General features: G+C 68.8%; 16 protein-coding genes. 5 read left to right on the forward strand and 11 right to left on the reverse strand.

What is annotated here, in order from left to right; all coding sequences use genetic code 11:
- Positions 1-170 precede the first annotated feature (170 nt).
- The gene (locus AC4HOU_RS25485) at positions 171-1223 is read right to left on the reverse strand and encodes an alpha/beta hydrolase (protein WP_490725450.1); all 1053 of its coding nucleotides are present in this window, start codon (positions 1221-1223) and stop codon (positions 171-173) included.
- A gap of 227 nt (positions 1224-1450) precedes the next feature.
- Here AC4HOU_RS25485 and AC4HOU_RS25490 point away from each other — a divergent pair, with 227 nt between their 5' ends.
- Positions 1451-2956: an FAD-dependent oxidoreductase gene (locus tag AC4HOU_RS25490; RefSeq protein WP_490725451.1), complete on the forward strand. Its 1506-nt coding sequence runs from the start codon at positions 1451-1453 to the stop codon at positions 2954-2956.
- 57 nt (positions 2957-3013) lie between these two features.
- The gene (locus AC4HOU_RS25495; RefSeq protein WP_228807124.1) at positions 3014-3730 is read left to right on the forward strand and encodes an SRPBCC family protein; all 717 of its coding nucleotides are present in this window, start codon (positions 3014-3016) and stop codon (positions 3728-3730) included.
- Here AC4HOU_RS25495 and AC4HOU_RS25500 read toward each other — a convergent pair.
- On the reverse strand, positions 3676-4125 hold the full coding sequence (locus tag AC4HOU_RS25500) for a hypothetical protein (RefSeq protein WP_163812648.1): 450 nt from the start codon (positions 4123-4125) through the stop codon (positions 3676-3678). The genes AC4HOU_RS25495 and AC4HOU_RS25500 overlap by 55 nt on opposite strands.
- Before the next feature lie 88 nt (positions 4126-4213).
- Entirely contained in the window at positions 4214-4660 is a 447-nt protein-coding gene (locus AC4HOU_RS25505; protein WP_163812646.1) for a MarR family winged helix-turn-helix transcriptional regulator, read from the reverse strand.
- 69 nt (positions 4661-4729) lie between these two features.
- Between AC4HOU_RS25505 and AC4HOU_RS25510 the strand changes: the two genes are divergently transcribed.
- Positions 4730-5200, forward strand: a complete 471-nt coding sequence (locus tag AC4HOU_RS25510) for an NUDIX hydrolase (RefSeq protein WP_163812644.1) — start codon at positions 4730-4732, stop codon at positions 5198-5200.
- Positions 5201-5204: 4 nt separating this feature from the next.
- Here AC4HOU_RS25510 and AC4HOU_RS25515 read toward each other — a convergent pair whose 3' ends face one another.
- The 4 genes from AC4HOU_RS25515 to AC4HOU_RS25530 form a co-directional block, all read right to left on the reverse strand.
- Positions 5205-6188, reverse strand: coding sequence for an NAD(P)H-dependent flavin oxidoreductase (locus tag AC4HOU_RS25515; protein ID WP_163812642.1), 984 nt, complete (start codon positions 6186-6188; stop codon positions 5205-5207).
- A gap of 198 nt (positions 6189-6386) precedes the next feature.
- Positions 6387-7613 (reverse strand): cytochrome P450, encoded by a 1227-nt coding sequence (locus tag AC4HOU_RS25520; protein ID WP_163812640.1) that lies wholly within the window; start codon positions 7611-7613, stop codon positions 6387-6389.
- Positions 7614-7761: 148 nt separating this feature from the next.
- On the reverse strand, positions 7762-8700 hold the full coding sequence (locus AC4HOU_RS25525) for a serine hydrolase (RefSeq protein ID WP_195021602.1): 939 nt from the start codon (positions 8698-8700) through the stop codon (positions 7762-7764).
- A complete protein-coding gene (locus tag AC4HOU_RS25530; protein ID WP_194992098.1) occupies positions 8697-9581 on the reverse strand; it encodes a LysR family transcriptional regulator in 885 nt (294 codons plus the stop codon). The genes AC4HOU_RS25525 and AC4HOU_RS25530 overlap by 4 nt, the downstream gene beginning before the upstream one ends.
- 229 nt (positions 9582-9810) lie before the next feature.
- On the opposite strand from AC4HOU_RS25530, the gene bla reads away from it, so the two are divergent.
- Entirely contained in the window at positions 9811-10674 is an 864-nt protein-coding gene (bla, locus tag AC4HOU_RS25535; RefSeq protein ID WP_490725475.1) for a class A beta-lactamase, read from the forward strand.
- A 125-nt stretch (positions 10675-10799) separates the two neighbouring features.
- On the opposite strand, the gene AC4HOU_RS25540 is transcribed toward bla, so the two are convergent.
- Positions 10800-11306, reverse strand: coding sequence for a nuclear transport factor 2 family protein (locus AC4HOU_RS25540; protein WP_490725452.1), 507 nt, complete (start codon positions 11304-11306; stop codon positions 10800-10802).
- A 200-nt stretch (positions 11307-11506) separates the two neighbouring features.
- Here AC4HOU_RS25540 and AC4HOU_RS25545 point away from each other — a divergent pair, with 200 nt between their 5' ends.
- Positions 11507-13201: an alkaline phosphatase D family protein gene (locus AC4HOU_RS25545; protein WP_490725453.1), complete on the forward strand. Its 1695-nt coding sequence runs from the start codon at positions 11507-11509 to the stop codon at positions 13199-13201.
- 46 nt (positions 13202-13247) lie between these two features.
- Here AC4HOU_RS25545 and AC4HOU_RS25550 read toward each other — a convergent pair whose 3' ends face one another.
- From AC4HOU_RS25550 to AC4HOU_RS25560, 3 genes are all read right to left on the reverse strand, one after another.
- Positions 13248-14357 carry a mechanosensitive ion channel family protein gene (locus AC4HOU_RS25550; protein WP_490725454.1) on the reverse strand — a complete coding sequence of 370 codons (1110 nt, stop codon included), beginning with the start codon at positions 14355-14357 and terminating at the stop codon, positions 13248-13250.
- A gap of 126 nt (positions 14358-14483) precedes the next feature.
- Positions 14484-16943, reverse strand: coding sequence for an ATP-dependent Clp protease ATP-binding subunit (locus AC4HOU_RS25555; protein ID WP_490725455.1), 2460 nt, complete (start codon positions 16941-16943; stop codon positions 14484-14486).
- Between the two features lie 333 nt (positions 16944-17276).
- Positions 17277-18128, reverse strand: a complete 852-nt coding sequence (locus AC4HOU_RS25560) for an SDR family oxidoreductase (protein ID WP_194991119.1) — start codon at positions 18126-18128, stop codon at positions 17277-17279.
- Positions 18129-18235 lie beyond the last annotated feature (107 nt).

Raw genomic sequence — 18235 nt, forward strand, 5'->3', positions numbered from 1 at the left:
CTGCTCGGTATCGGATCGAACTGGTTAAACTTTTAACCACCGTCGTGCGCGGTTTCTTCCCTGCGTGCCACCCGGGCGGCCTTCCCGCACGTCACGGCCCCGAAACGCAGCACCGGCGAAGCGATCCATGATCGCTTCGCCGGTGGATGCGCGAGGTCGGCCGCGCTACCTCAGCCGATGGATGACGACAGCGCGGGCAGCATCCGGAAGACCTGGTCCTGCCAGTTGTTCCAGGCATGGATGCCATAGGCGGGGAAATCGAAGGTGGCGTTGCGTGCGCCGAGGGTGGCCATGCGGACCTGGAAGGCGCGGGTGTTCACCAGTGCGAGCGCCTCCAGCGCCATGCCGTTGAGAGTGCCGACGCTCGGGGCGTCGGTGGCGGTGGGCAGGCCGCTGGCGGCGGAAACCCAGAGCCGGGTGTTGTTGCCGATCAGTCGCGGCGCGAACACGAACGGGTCCATGCGCAGCCACTTCGGATCCCACGGTGCGGCCATGGAGTCGACGTTGTAGCCGCCGGCGTCGATCATCGCGACGCGGATCGCCTCGCGCATACCGGGGGCGGAGATATTGAGGTAGCCGGAGAACGAACCGGCGAAGCTGAACTGATCGGGGTGGTAGGCGGCCAGGGTGAGCGCGGCGCTGCCGCCCATCGACAGCCCGAACACGCCGTTGCGGTCGGGGCTGAAACCGAGCCGGTCACGCAGGGCGTAGCGCAGCTCCCGAGTAAGGAAGGTCTCCCAGCGGTAGGTGTAGTCCTTGCCGGGGCCACCGGAGAAGATGTTCAGGCCGCCGGACCCACTGGAGGATCCGGCCGCACCCGGCGGCACGCCGAGGAAGCTCGACGGGGCATTCCAGTCGATATAGAAGCTGGACTGGCCGCCGACCGGCATGACGACGTTGATGTTCCACTTCGTCAGCTCCCTGGCCACCTCGGTTTCGATCTCCCAGCCGTTGAGATCTTCCCGCGCCCGCATGCCGTCCAGGGCGTAGACCACCCGATCGGTGTTGCCGTCGGCGGCCCGGAACACCCGCGACTTGATCGGACCCATGCTCGAATCGACCCAGAAGTCGAATCCGGCGGGGTTGAACGCCGCCGAAGCGCTGGGCGCACCGACGAGGACGGCGCCTGCCGCCATGAGCAGGGCGACCAACGGTGCGAGCAGAGCCCGGCCGAGGCCGGAGCGGGAGGATTCGGGCCGGGGGCCTTGGCGGCGAAACCGCATCGATGAACCTTTCTCGACGTCACAGGGGTATCCACGCGGCCATCGGTCCGCGGCCCCCGACACCGCCGGACCGACCGGCCACATGAGTCGTCCCTCTGTCGGCTCCGGAACCCGTTCCGTTACCTTGCTGTGACATTTGCCTCGCAGCCCTGCACCACCCCATGACCGCCGCAGGCGCGTTTGAGCACGTCCGGACGGGGAAGCCGCCGAGTGTGAGCCTGCGAGTCGTGAACGAATCGTTCTGGATGGAAACCAGCGAACCCACCGCGTACCCCGCGCTGGACCGCGATGCCGAGGTCGACGTCGCCGTGGTCGGCGCGGGAATCGCCGGCTTGAGCACCGCCTGGGAGTTGCTCGGCACCGGTCGCTCGGTCGCGGTGGTCGAGGCCGGCCGAATCGCCGCGGGCGTCACCGGCTACACCACCGCGAAGGTGACCGCCCTGCACACGCTCATCTACCAGCGCCTCACGAAGTCGTTCGGCGAGCCCGCCGCTCGCCTCTACGCCGCCTCGCAACAGGACGCGCTCGGCCGGATCGCGCAAATCGTCGACGAACTCGGCATCGATTGCCAGCTCGAGCAGTGCCCGGCCTACACCTACGCCGAATCCGCCGACGGCGTGGCCGCGATCCGCCGCGAAGTCGATGCCGCCGTGGCAGCCGGCCTGCCCGCGCAGTTCGTCACCGAGACCGACCTGCCGTTCCCGGTGGCGGGCGCCGTCCGGGTCGAGCAGCAGGCACAGTTCCATCCGCGCCGCTATCTGCTCGGGCTGGCCAGGGCGATCACCGAACGCGGCGGGATGATCTACGAGAACAGCCGGGTGGTGAACCTGAACGAAGGCCGCGCGCCGGTCCTCACGGTCGAGTCGGGTGCCCGGCTGACCGCCGCGGACGTCGTCGTCGCCACCCACTATCCGGTCTTCGACCGATCGCTGCTGTTTCCCCGCTTGACGCCGCATCGCGAACTGGTCGTCGCCGCGAGCATCCCCGAAGACCAGGCGCCACAGGGGTGCTACATCACGCCCCAGGGCACCACCCGCTCGGTGCGCACGGCCCCGCTGCCGGACGGGCAGCGCCTGCTCATCGTCACCGGCGAGAAATTCACCCCCGGACAAGGTGGAGTCCGCCGCCGATTCGACGTCCTCACCGACTGGACGAGCCGGCACTTTCCCGCCGCCGAGATCCGCTATCACTGGGCGGCGCAAGACAATTCGACCACCGACGACCTGCCCTTCATCGGCAGGCTGCATCCGCTGAGCACGCACGCCTACGTGGCCACCGGGTTCAACTCCTGGGGCATGAGCAACGGCGTGGTGGCCGCCCGGGTCCTGACCGGACGCATCACCGGTGACCGATTGCCCTGGACCGACCTGTACGAACCCACCCGGATACACCCGATCACCGAGGCCGTCCCGTTCGTGCGCGCGCAGACCGAGGTCGCCAAGCATTTCGTCGGCGACCGGCTGCGTACCGCGCGCACCGGCTCGGTCGCCGATATCGCGCCGAGCACCGGCGCCGTCCTCCGGGTGGCGGGCTCGCCGTGCGCGGTCTACCGCGACGAGGACGGCGAACTGCATGCGGTGTCGGCGACCTGCACCCATCTCGGCTGCCTGGTCGCCTTCAACGATGCCGAGCGCACCTGGGAATGCCCGTGCCACGGTTCCCGATTCACCGTCGACGGTGCCGTCGTCCAGGGTCCCGCTACCCGTCCGCTCGAACGCAAGCAGATCGATTAGGGACGACCCGCCACGGAGCATGCCGCCGGAAACGTCAATTGCACCTGCACGGTACAAATGTTCTTGCATTCGCACAATCGCATTCGGAAGTTTCGAATTCGGCACGCGCAGTTCATAATCCACCTGAATGAAATATGGCGAGTCCGGCTCCCCATACCCATACGATGCTGTAACCTTCAACTCCCAGTCGATGGAGAGGCAATAGCCGTGGCCCTGGCCCGCAGTAGCGCTTCGTGTGCGGTGAACGCGACAAGAGAAAAAGTGTGGGCGTTGATCTCGCGCCCGGACCAACTGAAGACATGGGTGCCCAATCACGACTTCTGGATCGGCGAGGTACCAGCGACATTCACGCTCGGCGTCACGGTTCGCGCGCAGGCAACCATCACCAGCATCATCCACGAACTCGATCTCACCGTCACCGAATGCCTCCCGCCCGAACGACTGGAACTCAGCGGTATCGGCCTCACCGGCAACCATTTCACCTATTCGATTTCCCTTGCCGAGGCCAGGAACTCACCGACGGTGGTCACCCTCGAAACGCGCTACACCGGTGCCCCGCGCCACGACACCGACTATTCCGCGATCATGCCGATCGTCGCCGATGAGATGAACCGCAGCGCAAAACTTCTCGCTGCCCAATTCCCGGCGGGCGACGTCCGTGGTTACCGAACGGGCCCGGCCCCCGCCTCCGCGCCGCGGGTTCTCCCCGAGGACGACGATCAGGTGGGCCGCACGATCATGAGCACGACCACCACGGTCCACAGCAGGTTGTAGATTCCGGCCAGCATCGACAGCGTCCGCAGGCGGCGTCCGTCATCGGGTGCCCGCAATGCCTCGCGCTGCATCGGGTAGATCTGCGCGCCGAGCAGGCCACCGGCGACCGCGGTGAGGATCATGGCCGCGGTGATCCACCCCTCCCCCATGCGTCCCTGCACCGCCGCGAGCACGATGCCGACCGCCGGGACGATGATCGCGCAGGCGGCGTAGCCGCCGGTGATGCGGTGTAAAGCGCTTGCTACCGCCGGATTGCGCTCCGCGGAGGCCGCGCTACTCTGCGCCGCCCCGGCGGCGACGGGCGCGTAGCGCGGGAACAGGCTCGTCGCGATGGCCGAACCACCGACGAACACGATGCCCGCGAGAATATGCACCGACAACAACACATGCTGCACCGACCGACTCCATCCTTCAGACTAGTTGAAGCATAACCGCAGCCTTCAACCTGGCTGAAGCTAGGGTGGCGCAGCTCACCCCGGATGGCTACGACGACATGGCCTCGGCGAAGGCCGCCAGAATGGCCGCGCCGACCTTGCGCTGAATCGGATCGGCTTCCGGGCCGAACATCCGCTCGTCCACGGTGGCCACCGCCGTCCGCGCCTGCGCAAGCAGTCGTTTGCCCTTGGCGGTGAGCTCGATCGTCGACGCCGACCCGGCGCGGGCCGTGCGATCGCGCACCAAGCCCGCACCGACCAGCGCCTTCACCGCGGTGTGCACGCTCTGCACGCTGATGCCCGACATGCGCGCCAACTCACTGAACGACGCACCGGGCACACCCGAAATATGGCCGAGCAGACCGAGTCTGCCGACGGTGAGATCCCATGGCGCGAGCGCGGCGTTGAGCTCGGTCTCCACCCGGCGCGCGAGTGTCAGCACCAGGATGGAGGCACTGGTCACGGGTGGGTCGGGCCGGTCGTTCTCGGATGTCACCGACCCATCTTCGCGCACGCCGGGTCGGGGCCGGGGCACGGCGTACCGGCATTTCGCTACCCTGCGTGGATGACCGAGCGATTCCGGCTGGTGCCCGCCGTGTACGTGCTGTTCCGGCGGAACACCGCCGACGGTGAGGAAGTGCTGCTGCAATTGCGGCACAACACCGGCTTCATGGACGGATTCTGGGCGCATGCGGCCGCCGGGCACGTCGAGCTGGGCGAATCGGTGTTCACCGCGGGCGCGCGCGAAGCCGCCGAAGAACTCGGCGTCGGCGTCGACCCGTCGGAACTGTTGCCGCTCACCGTCCTTCACCGCCGCTACGGCGACGGCGCCGCAGACATCGATCACCGCGTCGATTTCTTCCTCGAATGCCGCACCTGGTCCGGTGAGCCCCGGCTGATGGAACCGGACAAGGCCGCCGATCTGCGCTGGTGGCCGATCGAAAAGCTGCCCGAACCGCTGGTCGAGCACGAGGCGTTCGTGATCGAGGGCTGCCGCACCGGCGAGCTACCACGACTGGCCGCGATGGGGTTCTGACGCCTCAGCCCGGGGTGGCGTCGGACTCGACGATGGTGGACCGGGCGGTGAGATACCGCGCGGCCGCGGTGCAGATGTCGTCGAACACCTCGGCGACCGGCTGACTGCTGGTGACCAGGCCGATGCCCTGGCCGGCGTCGATCGGCTCGATCCGCGGGTCGTCGGCGTCGACGGCGGCGGCCAGTTCGGCACGGGCGCGCCGGTCGGCGGCCAACGCGGCTTCGGCGCCGTCCCATCGGTCGGTGAAGTCGTTGCGCAGCACTCGCGCCGGATATCTGTCCGGCCACGGCAGGCCCTGGCCGATATCGAAGACGCGGGTGGTGATGGTGTCGGTCGCGTCGGCGCGCAGCAGTGCCGCTCGCGCGCGTTCGGTGGTGAGCGCTTCCGGGCACACCGCCAGCCGGGTGCCGAGCCAGGCTCCGGACGCGCCCGCGCCGAGGACCGCCGCCAGCGCATGCCCGGTCGCGATGCCGCCGGCCGCCAGCACCGGCACCTGGACGGCCTCGCAGACGATCTCGAGCAGCGGCAGGGTGGCCAGCGTGGGCTCGCCGTGGCCGCCGCCCTCGGCTCCCCTGGCCACGATGACGTCGATGCCCGCGGCCTCGGCCCGCAAGGCCTGCTCACGGTCGTAGACCTGGGTGGCCGCGCGAATCCCGGCGGCGTGCACCCGCTCGACCCAGGACAGGTCGGTGGTGAAACTGATCGAGATCAGCACCGGACGCGCGGCGAGGGCGGTGTCGAACAGGTCGGGTTCGCGGGCCAGCACCCAGTCGATCATCCCGATGCCGAACGGCCCCGGATCCGGCCCGAGCTCGTCCAGTTCGGCCGTCAGCCGTGCCGCCGACCCCGCGCTGCCCATCCCGATCATGCCGAGTCCACCGGCCGCGGTGACCGCGGCGGCCAGCCTGCCGCCGGCCACGCCGCCCATGGGCGCGTTCACGATCGGGACCCGCAGGCCCATCTCGCGTGACCACGCTGTCGACAACATTCGGGTTCCACCTCCACTGTTTCCGGTCCGGGGCCGGGCCGGCTCCCTCGTGACAGTAACGCGCACGCGGCCCGGCCCTCTCGCCCGGCTGATGGTGGCACGCCGCGACCGGCTCGGCACACACACGAACGCGGCACCGCCCATCGAACGGTGCCGCGTCGTGCTCGATCGCGCGTCGCGCTTATGCGTGCCCGGTGCTCACTCGTAGGCGACTTCCCAGCGCTTGATGCCGTTGAGCCACCCCGAGCGCAGCCGCACCGGCTCGGACAGCTCCCGCAGGTTGGGCATGACATCGGCGATGGCGTTGAACATCAGGTCGATCTCGAGCCGGGCCAGGTTGGCACCCACGCAGAAGTGGGTGCCGGTGCCGCCGAAGCCGACGTGCGGGTTGGGGTTGCGCAGGACGTTGAACTGGAACGGATCCTCGAACGACGCCGGATCGAAGTTGGCCGCGCTGTAGAACATGCCGATGCGCTGGCCCTTCTTGATCTGCTGACCGCCGAGTTCGGTATCGACCGTCGCGGTGCGCTGGAACGCGGTGACCGGGGTGGCCCATCGGACGATCTCGTCGGGCGCGGTGCGCGGACGCTGCTCCTTGTAGAGCTCCCACTGGTCGGGGTTGTCGACGAAGGCCTTCATGCCGTGGGTGATGGCATTGCGGGTGGTCTCGTTGCCCGCCACCGCGAGCAGGATGACGAACCAGGCGAATTCGTCGGAGCCGAGCGCTTCACCGTCGAGGTCGGCGTTGACCAGTGTGGTCACGATGTCGTCCATCGGACACTTGCGCTTCTCCTCGGCCAGGTTCCAGGCGTACCCCATGACCTCGGCGGTGGCCATCTTGTGATCGCCCTCGAAATCCGGGTCGTCGTAGGAGATCATCTGGTTGGTCCAGTCGAAGATCTTGCCGCGATCTTCCTGCGGTACGCCGATCAACTCGGCGATGGCCTGCAGCGGCAGCTCGCAGGCGATCTGCTGGACGAAATCGCCGCGGCCTTCCTTCTTGGCCTCGTGCACGATGCGCTCGGCGCGCTCGGTGAGGGCCTCGCGCAGGCTGTTGACCGCGCGCGGGGTGAAGCCCTTGGAGACGATCCGGCGCATCTTGGTGTGGTTCGGCGGATCCATGTTGAGCATGAGCATCCGCAGCATTTCGATCTCTTCGCGGGCGATATCGCCGTTGAAGCGGATGATCGCGGTGTTCTCCTCCGAGGAGAACACCTCGGGGTTCTTCGAGATCTCCTTGATGTCGTCGAGCTTGGTGACCACCCAGTAGCCGCCGTCGTCGAACCCGCTACGGCCCTTCTCCTGCGGGCACCACCACACCGGTGCCACCCGGCGCAGCTCGGCGAATTCCTCGATCGGCAAGCGCTGGGCGTACAGGTCGGGGTCGGTGAAATCGAACCCGGCGGGGATGGACGGTGCGGCCACGAGTACCTCCTTGCGGCCTGCTCCGGTGCAGACCTCACAGCGTTGTGTAGAACACGTTCCACCCCGATTAGACCATAAGAGCGGAGTCGGTGAACAGGATTTAGTAATACCTGTTTATCAGACTTTCCGTGACGCCCGCCGGTGCGCGTCAGTCCTGCGTGAGCGGGTGCCGCAGCGCGGTGACGGCGATGCGGGCGGCTTCGGCGATCGCGGCGTCGACCACGGCCAGCTGCGGATCGGCCCGCGCCGCCCGGGTGAACACCGCCACCGCCACCGGATACTCGGCGGGAAACTCCACGACGGCGACCTCGTTGCGGATGACGCCGATGGTGCCGGTCTTGCCCGCAACGCTGACCCCGCGATGCGGAAACGCCGCGGCGATGCGGTGCGGCCACACCTGCTTGCGCATCACCGAACGCACGAACCCGGTTTGCTCCGGCGACAGTACGCCGCCCTCCCAGACCAGGTGCAGAAACCGGGTCATCTCCTCCGGGGTGGTGGCACTGGCGTACGAGGGGTCGTAGGCCGAGACCGACCAGGCCTCGTCGTTGTCGGCGAGCGCGGCGAAGGCCTCGGCGGTGCTGTGGGTATCGGTATCGCGGACCAGGCTGCGGTGCACATCGGCGGTGCCGCCGACGATCCGGGTCTCGGTGAGCCCCAGTTCGTCCAGCAGGTCTTCCACCGCACCGAGTCCGATCTCGCCGAGCAGGACGTCGGCGGCGGCATTGTCGGAGACCGTCATCATCGAGGTGGCCAGATCGCGCCTGCTCATCGTTACCGGATCGTGCAGTGCGGCAAGGCCGGTGGGACCGGGTGTGCAGTCGGCGGGATCGACGGTGAGCTGCGCGCGCGGATCGATCAGCCCGGCGTCGACCCGGCGGCAGAACGCTACGAACAGCACGAGTTTGTAGACCGAGGCGGTGACCACCCGGTCACGGCCGTCGACCGAGATCTCGGCCGCGCTACCGCAGCGGCGGGCGTGCAACCATCCGGTGCAGCCCGCGTCGGCGAAGACCGCGCGGATCCGGTCGGTGACGCCGTCCGCGTCCGCACCGAGCTGCCGCGTGTCGTAGCGGATGCGGCTCATCGCAAGCGCTCCCGGTACAGCACGCGGTCGAGGGCGTCGGCGTGCGGCTGGGCGTCGGGGCGGTGGACCACGCGCACCCGCAGCGCAAGGGCCTGCGGGGCCATGGTCAGCCAGGTCACGCCAGGAGTGGGTGTCGGCGCCATTGCCGTGAGCCCGAAACTGGTGCCGGCAGCGACCGCGGCCAGGACGGCGCGATCATCGCGGGCGGTGCCGAGATGTACGTCGAGCCCGCGTTCACGCAGCAGGTCGAGCGTCGTGTCGAAGGCGGGTGGATTGCCCGCGCGCGGCGGGTGCACGAACGTCAGGTCGGCGAGCATACGGAAGGTGGGACGTTCGGCGGCGGCGCTGCGATGATCCGAGGGCACCACCAGCCATCGCGGCAGCTTGACCACCGGCCCGGCCTCGACGCCGTCGACCAGGGCCGGATGCTCGATCACCGCCACATCGCACAGGCCCGCCCGCAGATCGCCGAGCAGATCGGCGGTCGCCCCCACGGTGGTGGCAACGGTCGCGCCGGAACCAGCCGATCCGCGCAACGCGGTCACGCAGGCGGTCACCAGCGGATCCGGTACGGCTGCCGCCACGCCCCAGTGGACGTCGCCGCGGGCGTGGGCGATGCGCTGCGATTCGGCCAGCAGCCGTTCGGCGTCGTCGACCAGCAGCCGGGAGCGTGGCAGCAGCTGACGTCCGGCGGAGGTGAGCACCGCGCCCTGTGGGGTGCGGTGCACGAGTTCGACGCCGAGGAATTGTTCGAGCCGCCGCAGCCCCTGCGAGAGCGGCGGCTGGGTCATCTCCAACGCGGCCGCCGCCCTCCCGAAATGCCCCTCGTCCGCGACGGCGACGAAGAAGCGGAGGTGGCGGATCAGGTCCATGGCGGTCATTGAACCAGCCGGCCGTCAGGTCCCCGCCGCGTCGCGTCGCGACGCCGCGCATCTGCGCCCGGACAGGGCCGGTGAACTGCGGTGATATCGAGTGCGACTGGCCACTGCCGATACCCGCTATTGGCCGCGAGGAGCGCAGCGATGATGTTGTTCAGCGGTGACCTTCCCAGCTCCCTCCCACCGCCGCCGACGTCTGCTCGCCACCGTCCTGGCGATCTCCGCGCTGACGATGAGCGCGGCCTGCGACTCCGGCTCCGGTTCCGGTTCCCCGAACGCATCACCCACCGGCGCGGCGACCACCTCGGCGGTAGCCGATCCCCGATTCGCCGCACTGGAAACGACCGCGGGGGCCCGACTGGGCGTGTTCGCCGTCGACACCGGCTCCGAGCGCACCGTTGCCTTCCGGCAGGACGAGCGTTTCCCGATGGCATCCACCTTCAAGGGCCTGGCCTGCGGCGCACTCCTGCGCGAGCATCCCTTGTCGACCGGTTATTTCGACCAGGTGATCCATTTCTCCGCCGCCGAACTGGTCGAGTACTCGCCGGTGACCGAAACCCGCGTCGAGTCCGGCATGACCGTCGCCGAACTGTGCCACGCCGCCATCACCGTCTCCGACAACACGGCAGGCAATCAGCTGCTGAAGCTCCTCGGCGGACCCCAGGGTTTCACCGCGTTCCTGCGCTCCCTCGGCGACGAGACCTCCCGGCTGGACCGCTGGGAGACCGAGCTGAACACCGCGATTCCCGGCGATGAACGCGACACCACCACCCCGGCGGCGCTGGCCGCCGATTACCGCGCGCTCGTCGTCGGCGATGTGCTCGGCGAACCCGAGCGCGCTCAGTTGACGTCGTGGCTGGTCGCCAACACCACCGGCGGCAGCCGGATCCGCGCGGGCCTGCCCGCGGACTGGACCGTCGGCGACAAGACCGGATCCCCGGCCTACGGGTCGGCGCTCGATGTCGCCGTAGCCTGGCCGCCCGGACGCGCGCCGATCGTCATCGCGGTGCTGTCGACGAAGTCCGAGCAGGACGCCGAACCCGACAACGGGCTGCTCGCCGACGCCACCCGGGCGGTCGTCGACGCGCTCGGATAGGGCTCGACGGCGCCGGGTGCATCGGGCACGGTCACTCGGCTCGTCCACCGCCACCCGCGACTGCCGTGGCGACGACTCGGGCCGTCGCCACGGCAGCGCGGCGACGGTGGCGGGCCAGATGAGGCCTACTGGGTGATCCGGCAGGAATCGTCGATCGGCCGGGTGATCGACCAGATCCGGTCGAATCGGCAGGTCGCGATCTTCCAGGCACCGTCCTCGATGACGTATTCATCGGTGTATTCGCCGGTGGAGACGGTTTCGGTGTTGTCGATCAGGTTCACCTGCCGGAATTGCAGGGTCCAGCGGCCCGCGGCGGTGGTGTCGTCGATGATCGTGATGTCGGGGTGCAGACCGTGATGCATATCGAGGATGACGTGCTTGCCGTCGACCTGTTTCAGGGCGATGGATTCGAACACCGCGGCCATGCCGTCCGCGTCGAAGGCGCCGAGCTCGCCGTAGTCGAGTGCCGAGCCGGAGGCGATGAAGCAGTCGCGGAAGCCCTTCGGGTCCTTGGCATCACAGGCCCGGAAGTACCGGTGCTTGAGCGCTTTGATCGACTCGACGGCCTCCATCCGGGCCAGGCGGGCCGCCAGATCGGCGTCCAGTGTTTCCGGCGACGGTGATACGGACATCGGTGTCCTCCTTGTCGGCTGCTCGGCCACGGCCGAGACGCACTACCTGCGTGGGGTGAACCTAGCCGGGCCCACCGCGTGCGGACAGTGCCTGTCCCGGAGAGCGGACGACACCGTGCCACCAGGCCCGGCCGCCCGGCCGATGCGTCGGGCGGCCTGCCGCATTCCGGCGCCGGGCGGATCAGGGCATGCTGGACGGCATGGATCTGTCTCGTCGGCAGCTGCTGCGTCTCGGCGCCGCCGGTACCGCGACGGTGCTGGCCGGAGCCGCGGCGGCGAGCAGCGCCCGCTTCCGCGCGCCGCGCTGGCTCGGTGATCCGTTCTCCCTCGGTGTCGCCTCCGGCGATCCGACCCCCGACGGCGTGGTGCTGTGGACCCGGCTGGCACCGGATCCGCTCGCCCCCGACGGACTGGGCGGCACGGCGCTGGCGCCGGTGAGCGTGGACTACGAAGTCGCCGAGGACGACCAGTTCCGCCGCGTGGTCACCCGCGGGACGGCGGTGGCCGCGCGCGAGCTCGGGCACAGTGTGCACCCGGAGATCCGCGGTTTGGCACCGGATCGCTGGTACTTCTACCGATTCCGCGCGGGTTCGGCCATTTCCCCGGTCGGTCGAACCCGTACCGCGCCCGCGCCAGGACAGCAGGTGCGGCGCATGCGGTTCGCGTTCGCGTCGTGCCAATCGTGGAGCTCTGGCTACTACACCGCCTACGACCACATGAGCGCCGAAGACCTCGACCTGGTGGTGCATCTGGGCGACTACATCTACGAGAAGTCCTGGCGGCTCGGCCGCGAGGGCGCGACCATCCCGCCGCAGTTGCGCGATGAGGCCTACGATCTGGCCGGCTACCGATTGCTGTATGCCCAAGCCAAATCCGAGCAGCCGTTACAGGCCGCGCACGCTGCGTTCCCGTGGCTGGTGACCATGGACGATCACGAGGTCGACAACAATTGGGCCGCCGACTCCCCCGGGCTCGGCATCGATATCTACCGCATCCCCGCGCTGTTCCGCAGCCGCCGGGCGGCCGCGTTCCAGGCGCTCTACGAGCATCTGCCGCTGCGCCTGGCGCAGATGCCCTCGGGACCGGATATGCGCCTGCACCGTCGCTACGGATTCGGTGATCTCGCCGAGTTCACCATGATCGACACCCGGCAGTACCGGGATCGGCAGGTCTGCGGGGACGGCGGCCTCAGTACCGGATGCACCGCCCGATTCGATGCCGGCCGCAGCATTCTCGGGCAGCCGCAACGCGATTGGCTGATCGACGGATTCGGCCGGTCGCCGGCGCGGTGGCAGATCCTCGGCAACCAGGTTGCGATGAGCCAGAGCGACTACGACCCGGGTCCGGATCTGGATCTGGGCACCGATGCGTGGGATGGCTACGTCGCCGAGCGAGCGGCGGTGCTGGGAGCCGCCGCCGACCAGGGGGTGCGCAACCTCGTCGTCATCACCGGAGACCGGCATGAGAACTACGCGGCCGATCTGCGCCGCGACCCCGCCGATCCAGCGACGCCGGTGGTGGCCGCCGAATTCACCGGCACCTCGATCAGCACCGGCGGTGACGGCGTCGACCTTCCGCACCGCGGGCGTCTGCTGCTCGACGCGAACCCGGATATGAAGTTCTACAACGGGCAGCGCGGATATGTCCGGGTCGAACTCGATCAGCACCTGTGGCGCAGCGACTTCCGGGTGCTGCCGTATGTCCGGCGGCCCGGCGCGCCGATCGACACCCGGGCCGCCTACGTGCTGGAAGATGGCCGCCCTGGCGTCGTCGAGGCGTGGCGGCCGGATGCCGATACGGCCGGACGCCGCATCGCCGGCGCGGAACAGACGAGGACCGATGGGAATCGCGCCGCCGAGCCGTCACCGTCCGGCGAGCACGGCGGGCCGCCGTGAAGCGGGCGGGCCCGATGCGCGATGTACTCGGGCGCCGCGTGACAGCTCAGCCGCGGTAGCCGCCCTTGTCCGTGCCCGCCCACACGCTCCCGGCTCCGGCCAGTGCCGGTATCCGCTCGTCGTCGGGTCCGGCGATGGTGGTGGAGATCTTCGGCAGGGCGTACGGGTGGTGGCGGCCGAGCCAGTCGAGCAGCTCCTCGCGCACCGCGCACCGCAACGTCCACACGTCATCGGAATCGGCGGCCGACATCGCCGCACGCACCACGATATTGGTCGGGGTCGAGTCGGTGACCAGCAGATTCCACGAGCGGCCGTCCCAATCGGGCCGCTGCTTCAGATACTCGTGCAGGTGTTCGCGCAGCAGCGGCACCGGCGTGCTGTGATCCAGGTGCAGGAACACCGTGCCGGTGAGCTCGGAACCGCCGCGCGACCAGTTCTCGTACGGCTTGCTGTTGAAATAGGACACCGGCATCGTCAGCCTGCGATCGTCCCAGATCCGCACCGTCAGGAACGCGAGGGTGATCTCCTCGACGGTGCCCATCTCGCCTTCCACCACGACCGTGTCGCCGATCTTCACCGAATCGCCGAACGCGATCTGCAAGCCGGCCATCAGGTTGCTCAACGTCGACTGCGCGGCCACACCGGCGATGATGCCGATCACACCGGCCGAGGCCAGCAGCGAGGTGCCGAGCGTGCGCAGGCCGGGAAAGAGCAGCAGGATCGCCACCGCGGCCGTGGTCACCACCAGCACCGAGGTCACGATGCGGCGCACCAGCGCGAGCTGGGTGCGTAATTGCCGCACCCGCGCCACATCACGGGTGCGCTGGGCGTAACGGCTCAACGTGTTGTCGGCCACCGCGTCGGCGGCCCGGATCACCAGCCAGACCGCGGCCATGATCGCCATGGTGGCCAGCACATTGCGGATCACCGCGTCCTGGCGTAATTCCAGCTCCGCCAATGGGTAGGTCGCGTGCAACGCCACCGCACCGAGCAAGACCTGCAACGGCATCCGCACCCGCCGCAGCAGCAGCGGCAGCCGGGTATCCGGGCGTTTGCGCGCGTAGAACCGCATCAGCCGATCGAAGAGCAGACCGGCAACCACGGTGAGCGCGAGGGTCCCGCAGAAGACGATGAGCGGCCGTAATACATCCTCCAAGGCGAAAGCTCCTTGTCGTTGGTCGTTCACAACGTCCAACGCACAGGCTACCGATGACGCACGGCGACGCCAGCTCGGGCGGCAACCGCGAGCGAGCGCGGCCTGCTCACCAGCGACGAAGCGCGACTACGGCGCTGCCTCCACCGTTTTCGCGCCACGGCGCTCGACCGCGGCCAATTGCAGGCCGCCGCCGTCGGCGTCCAAGCGCACGGTGTCGCCGGGCTTCAGATCACCGTCGAGCAGCAAACGCGAGAGCTTGTTGTCCACCTCTTTCTGCACGGTGCGGCGCAGCGGGCGCGCGCCGAATTCGGGTTGGTAGCCGTGTTCGGCCAGCCAGTCGACCGCCGGATCGGTGACGTCGAGGTCGATGTCCTGGGCGTGCAACAGCCTGCGGGTGCCATCGAGCACCAGGTCGACGATGCGATGGATCTGGGCCTGATCGAGCCGGTGGAAGACGATGGTGTCGTCGATCCGGTTGAGGAATTCGGGCCGGAAGTGGGATCGCAGCCGCTCGTTCAATGTCGGGGTGATGGAGTCCAGATCACCGTCCGGTGCGGACAGGATGAGGTCGGAGCCGATATTGCTGGTCATGATGACGATGGTGTTCTTGAAGTCCACCGTGCGGCCTTTGGAATCGGTCACCCGCCCGTCGTCGAGCAGTTGCAGCAGCACATTGAACACATCCGGATGCGCCTTCTCGATCTCGTCGAACAGGATCACCGAGTACGGCTGACGGCGAACCTTGTCGGTGAGCTGGGCCGCGTCGTCGTAGCCCACGTATCCGGGCGGGGCGCCGACCAGCCGCGAGACGGTGTGCTTTTCCTGGAACTCGCTCATATCGAAGCGGATGAGCCGGTCCTCGTCGCCGAAGACGGCCTCGGCCAGCGCCTTGGCCAGCTCGGTCTTGCCGACGCCGGTGGGGCCGAGGAACAGGAACGACCCGATCGGCCGGTTGGGGTCCTTGAGCCCGGCCCGCGCCCGGCGCACCGCTTCGGCGACCGCGACGATGGCTTCGTCCTGGCCGATCACCCACTTGTGCAACACGTCCTCGAGTCCGAGCAGCCGCTGACGTTCCTCGGTGGTCAGTTCGGATACCGGGATCCCGGTCTGGCGGGAGATCACCTCGGCGATATCGGTGACGGTGACCTGCGGTTCCTCGGTGTGCCCGGCGTCGGCGAGTTGTTCTTCGGCGACGGCGATCTCGGATTTGAGCTCCTTGGCCTTCTCGTAATCCTCGGCGGCGACGGCGGCGTCCTTCTCCCGGCGCAGCCGTGCCACCTCCTCCTCCCGTTCGCGCACGTCGGGATCGGGTGTGCGGGTCCGCAACCGCACCCGCGCGCCGGCCTGATCGATCATGTCGATGGCCTTGTCGGGCATGAACCGGTCGGTGAGATAGCGGTCCGACAGTTCAGCGGCCGCGACCAGCGATTCGTCGGTGTAGTGCACCTGGTGATGCTCTTCGTAGACGTCGGCGAGTCCGCGCAGGATCTCGATGGTGTCGGCCACCGACGGTTCGGACACCATCACCGGCTGGAAGCGGCGCTCCAGTGCGGCGTCCTTTTCGATGTGACGGCGGTATTCGTCGATGGTGGTGGCGCCGATGGCGTGCAGTTCGCCACGCGCGAGGGCCGGTTTGAGCAGGTTGCCCGCGTCCATCGACCCTTCCGAGCCGCTGCCCGCGCCGACGATGGTGTGCAGCTCGTCGATGAAGACCACCAGTTCGTCGGAGTGCGCGCGCACTTCGTCGAGGATCTTGGTCAGCCGTTCTTCGAACTCACCGCGGTATTTGCTGCCCGCGACCAGTGAGCCGACATCGAGGGCGACGACGCGGCGGTCGGCGAGGGTGCTCGGTACGTCCCCGTTGACGATGCGCTGGGCCAGCCCTTCCACGATGGCTGTCTTACCGACCCCGGGATCGCCGATGAGCACCGGATTGTTCTTGCGCCGCCGCGACAGGATCTCGACGGTCTGCTCGATCTCTTCGGCTCGCCCGACCACCGGGTCCACCTTGCCCGCCCTTGCCTCGGCGGTCAGGTCGCGACCGTATTCGTCGAGGGTCGGGGTCTCGCTGGTCGTGCGCTGCCCCTCGGTGCCAGGCAGTTGCGCGCCCGCCATGGCCTGCGCGGCGGGGGTCTCGGTTTCGGCGATGCCGAGCAGGATGTGTTCGGGGCCGATGTAGCTGCTGCCGGCTTCGGCGGCGCTGCGCTGGGCATTGCGCATGGCACGTTTGGCCGCGGGGCTGAGCGCGATGGCGCCGTTGCCGTTACCGTTGCCGCTGCGGTGACCGGCGACGGCGTCGCGCATCTTCATGCTGAGCTCGTCGGGGTCGTGGCCGATCTCGGCGAGGATGCCGCGGGTGGGCTCGACCAGGGTCGCCGCGTAGAGCAGGTGCTCGGGGGTGACTTCCGGACTGCGCCAGTCCTTGGCCGCGGCCTGTGCCGTCGCGACGAGTTGTTTGGCGTTATCGCTGAGCAGCCGGCCCAGGTCGGTGCGTTGCACCGGCGGCCTTGCCGCCATTCCGGGTCCGAAGAAGCGCTGGAAGATGTCGTCGAACGAACTCATCGAACTGGGCCAGGACTCGGTCATGGTCACATCCCATCTCGGCGTTACCGACTGCGGTCATCCGCGCCGGCGGGCCGTGGCCGGCGCCTGCTGCAACGCGACACTCCTTTCGGCTCGCACGTACCTCGTGCCCGAGGGAATCGGCGATGTACCCGGCGCGCTCCGGTCCGCCGCACGACTCCGCGGTGGCGGCGGGCGATCACTGCGCCCGACGGTGCCCACCTACCCGGTGGGAAGCTCTCGGCGACCGCGATCCGCAGGTATTCGCCCACCTGTGCCAGTGCTTCGGCAACCGGGGGCCAGCTTACGCGGTTCACGCTCCGCGCGTGGCTATCCGGGAGCAACCCGGGGCGTAGCTCAGTCCGCGCGCTGCGCGGTTTCGGCCAGGAGTTCGGCGAAATCCTTGGCGGGACGACCGGTGATCCGTGGCACGGTATCGGTGACGACGTCCAGTTCGCCGGTGGCCATGGCCTGATACGAGCTCACCCAGCCGGCGACCTCCCAGTCCTCGGCGCCGTAACCGGCACGGCTCGCATAGGCCTCGTCGAGCGATTCGGACTGGTAGGTGACGGTGCGGCCGGTCGCCTCGCTGATCATGGCGGCGGCCTCGGTCAGGGTGATCGCGCGCGGGCCGGTGACGTCGTAGGTGTGGCCGTCGTGGCCGGTGCCGGTGAGCACTGCCGCCGCCACGTCGGCGACATCGTCGCGCGCGACGGCGCCGATCCGGCCGTCACCGGCTGGGCCGCGGATGACCCCGTCCGTACCGGCCAGCAGGGGAAGCATGTCCTGGTAGAAATTGTCCCGCAGGAAGGTGAAATCCAGCCCGCTGGAGCGGATTTCCTGCTCGGTCCACCAGTGGTCGCGGCCGAAGGTGAAGGTACATTCGGGTGCGGCGCCGACGAAGGAGATGTAGACGATGCGGCGCACGCCCGCGTCGACCGCCGCGCCCACCACGGCCCGCTGCTGATCGGCCCGCTCACGCGACTCGCTCGCCGAGACGAACAGGAAGGTGCGCACACCCTCGAGCGCCGCGCGCACGCTCGCCGGATCGGCGTAATCCGCGGCGATGAAATCCGCGCCGGGTAACCGCGGCGCTCGCGCGGCATTGCGCCCGAGCAGTCGCTGCTCGATGCCCGCGGACGCCAGCCTGCGCGCCACCCGTCCCCCGATCGCCCCCGTCGCCCCACTGACTGCGATCAGTTCGCTCATGGGTCGATCGTATGAGCGAGAGGTAGCCGGCACCGGGCTCGGCACGCCGGTCGCGATCGGTGGACAGTGAACATCACGGCGACGGGCGAGCCGGTGCGCGGCGGGCG

It is taken from the genome of Nocardia sp. JCM 38205 (assembly GCF_058222935.1).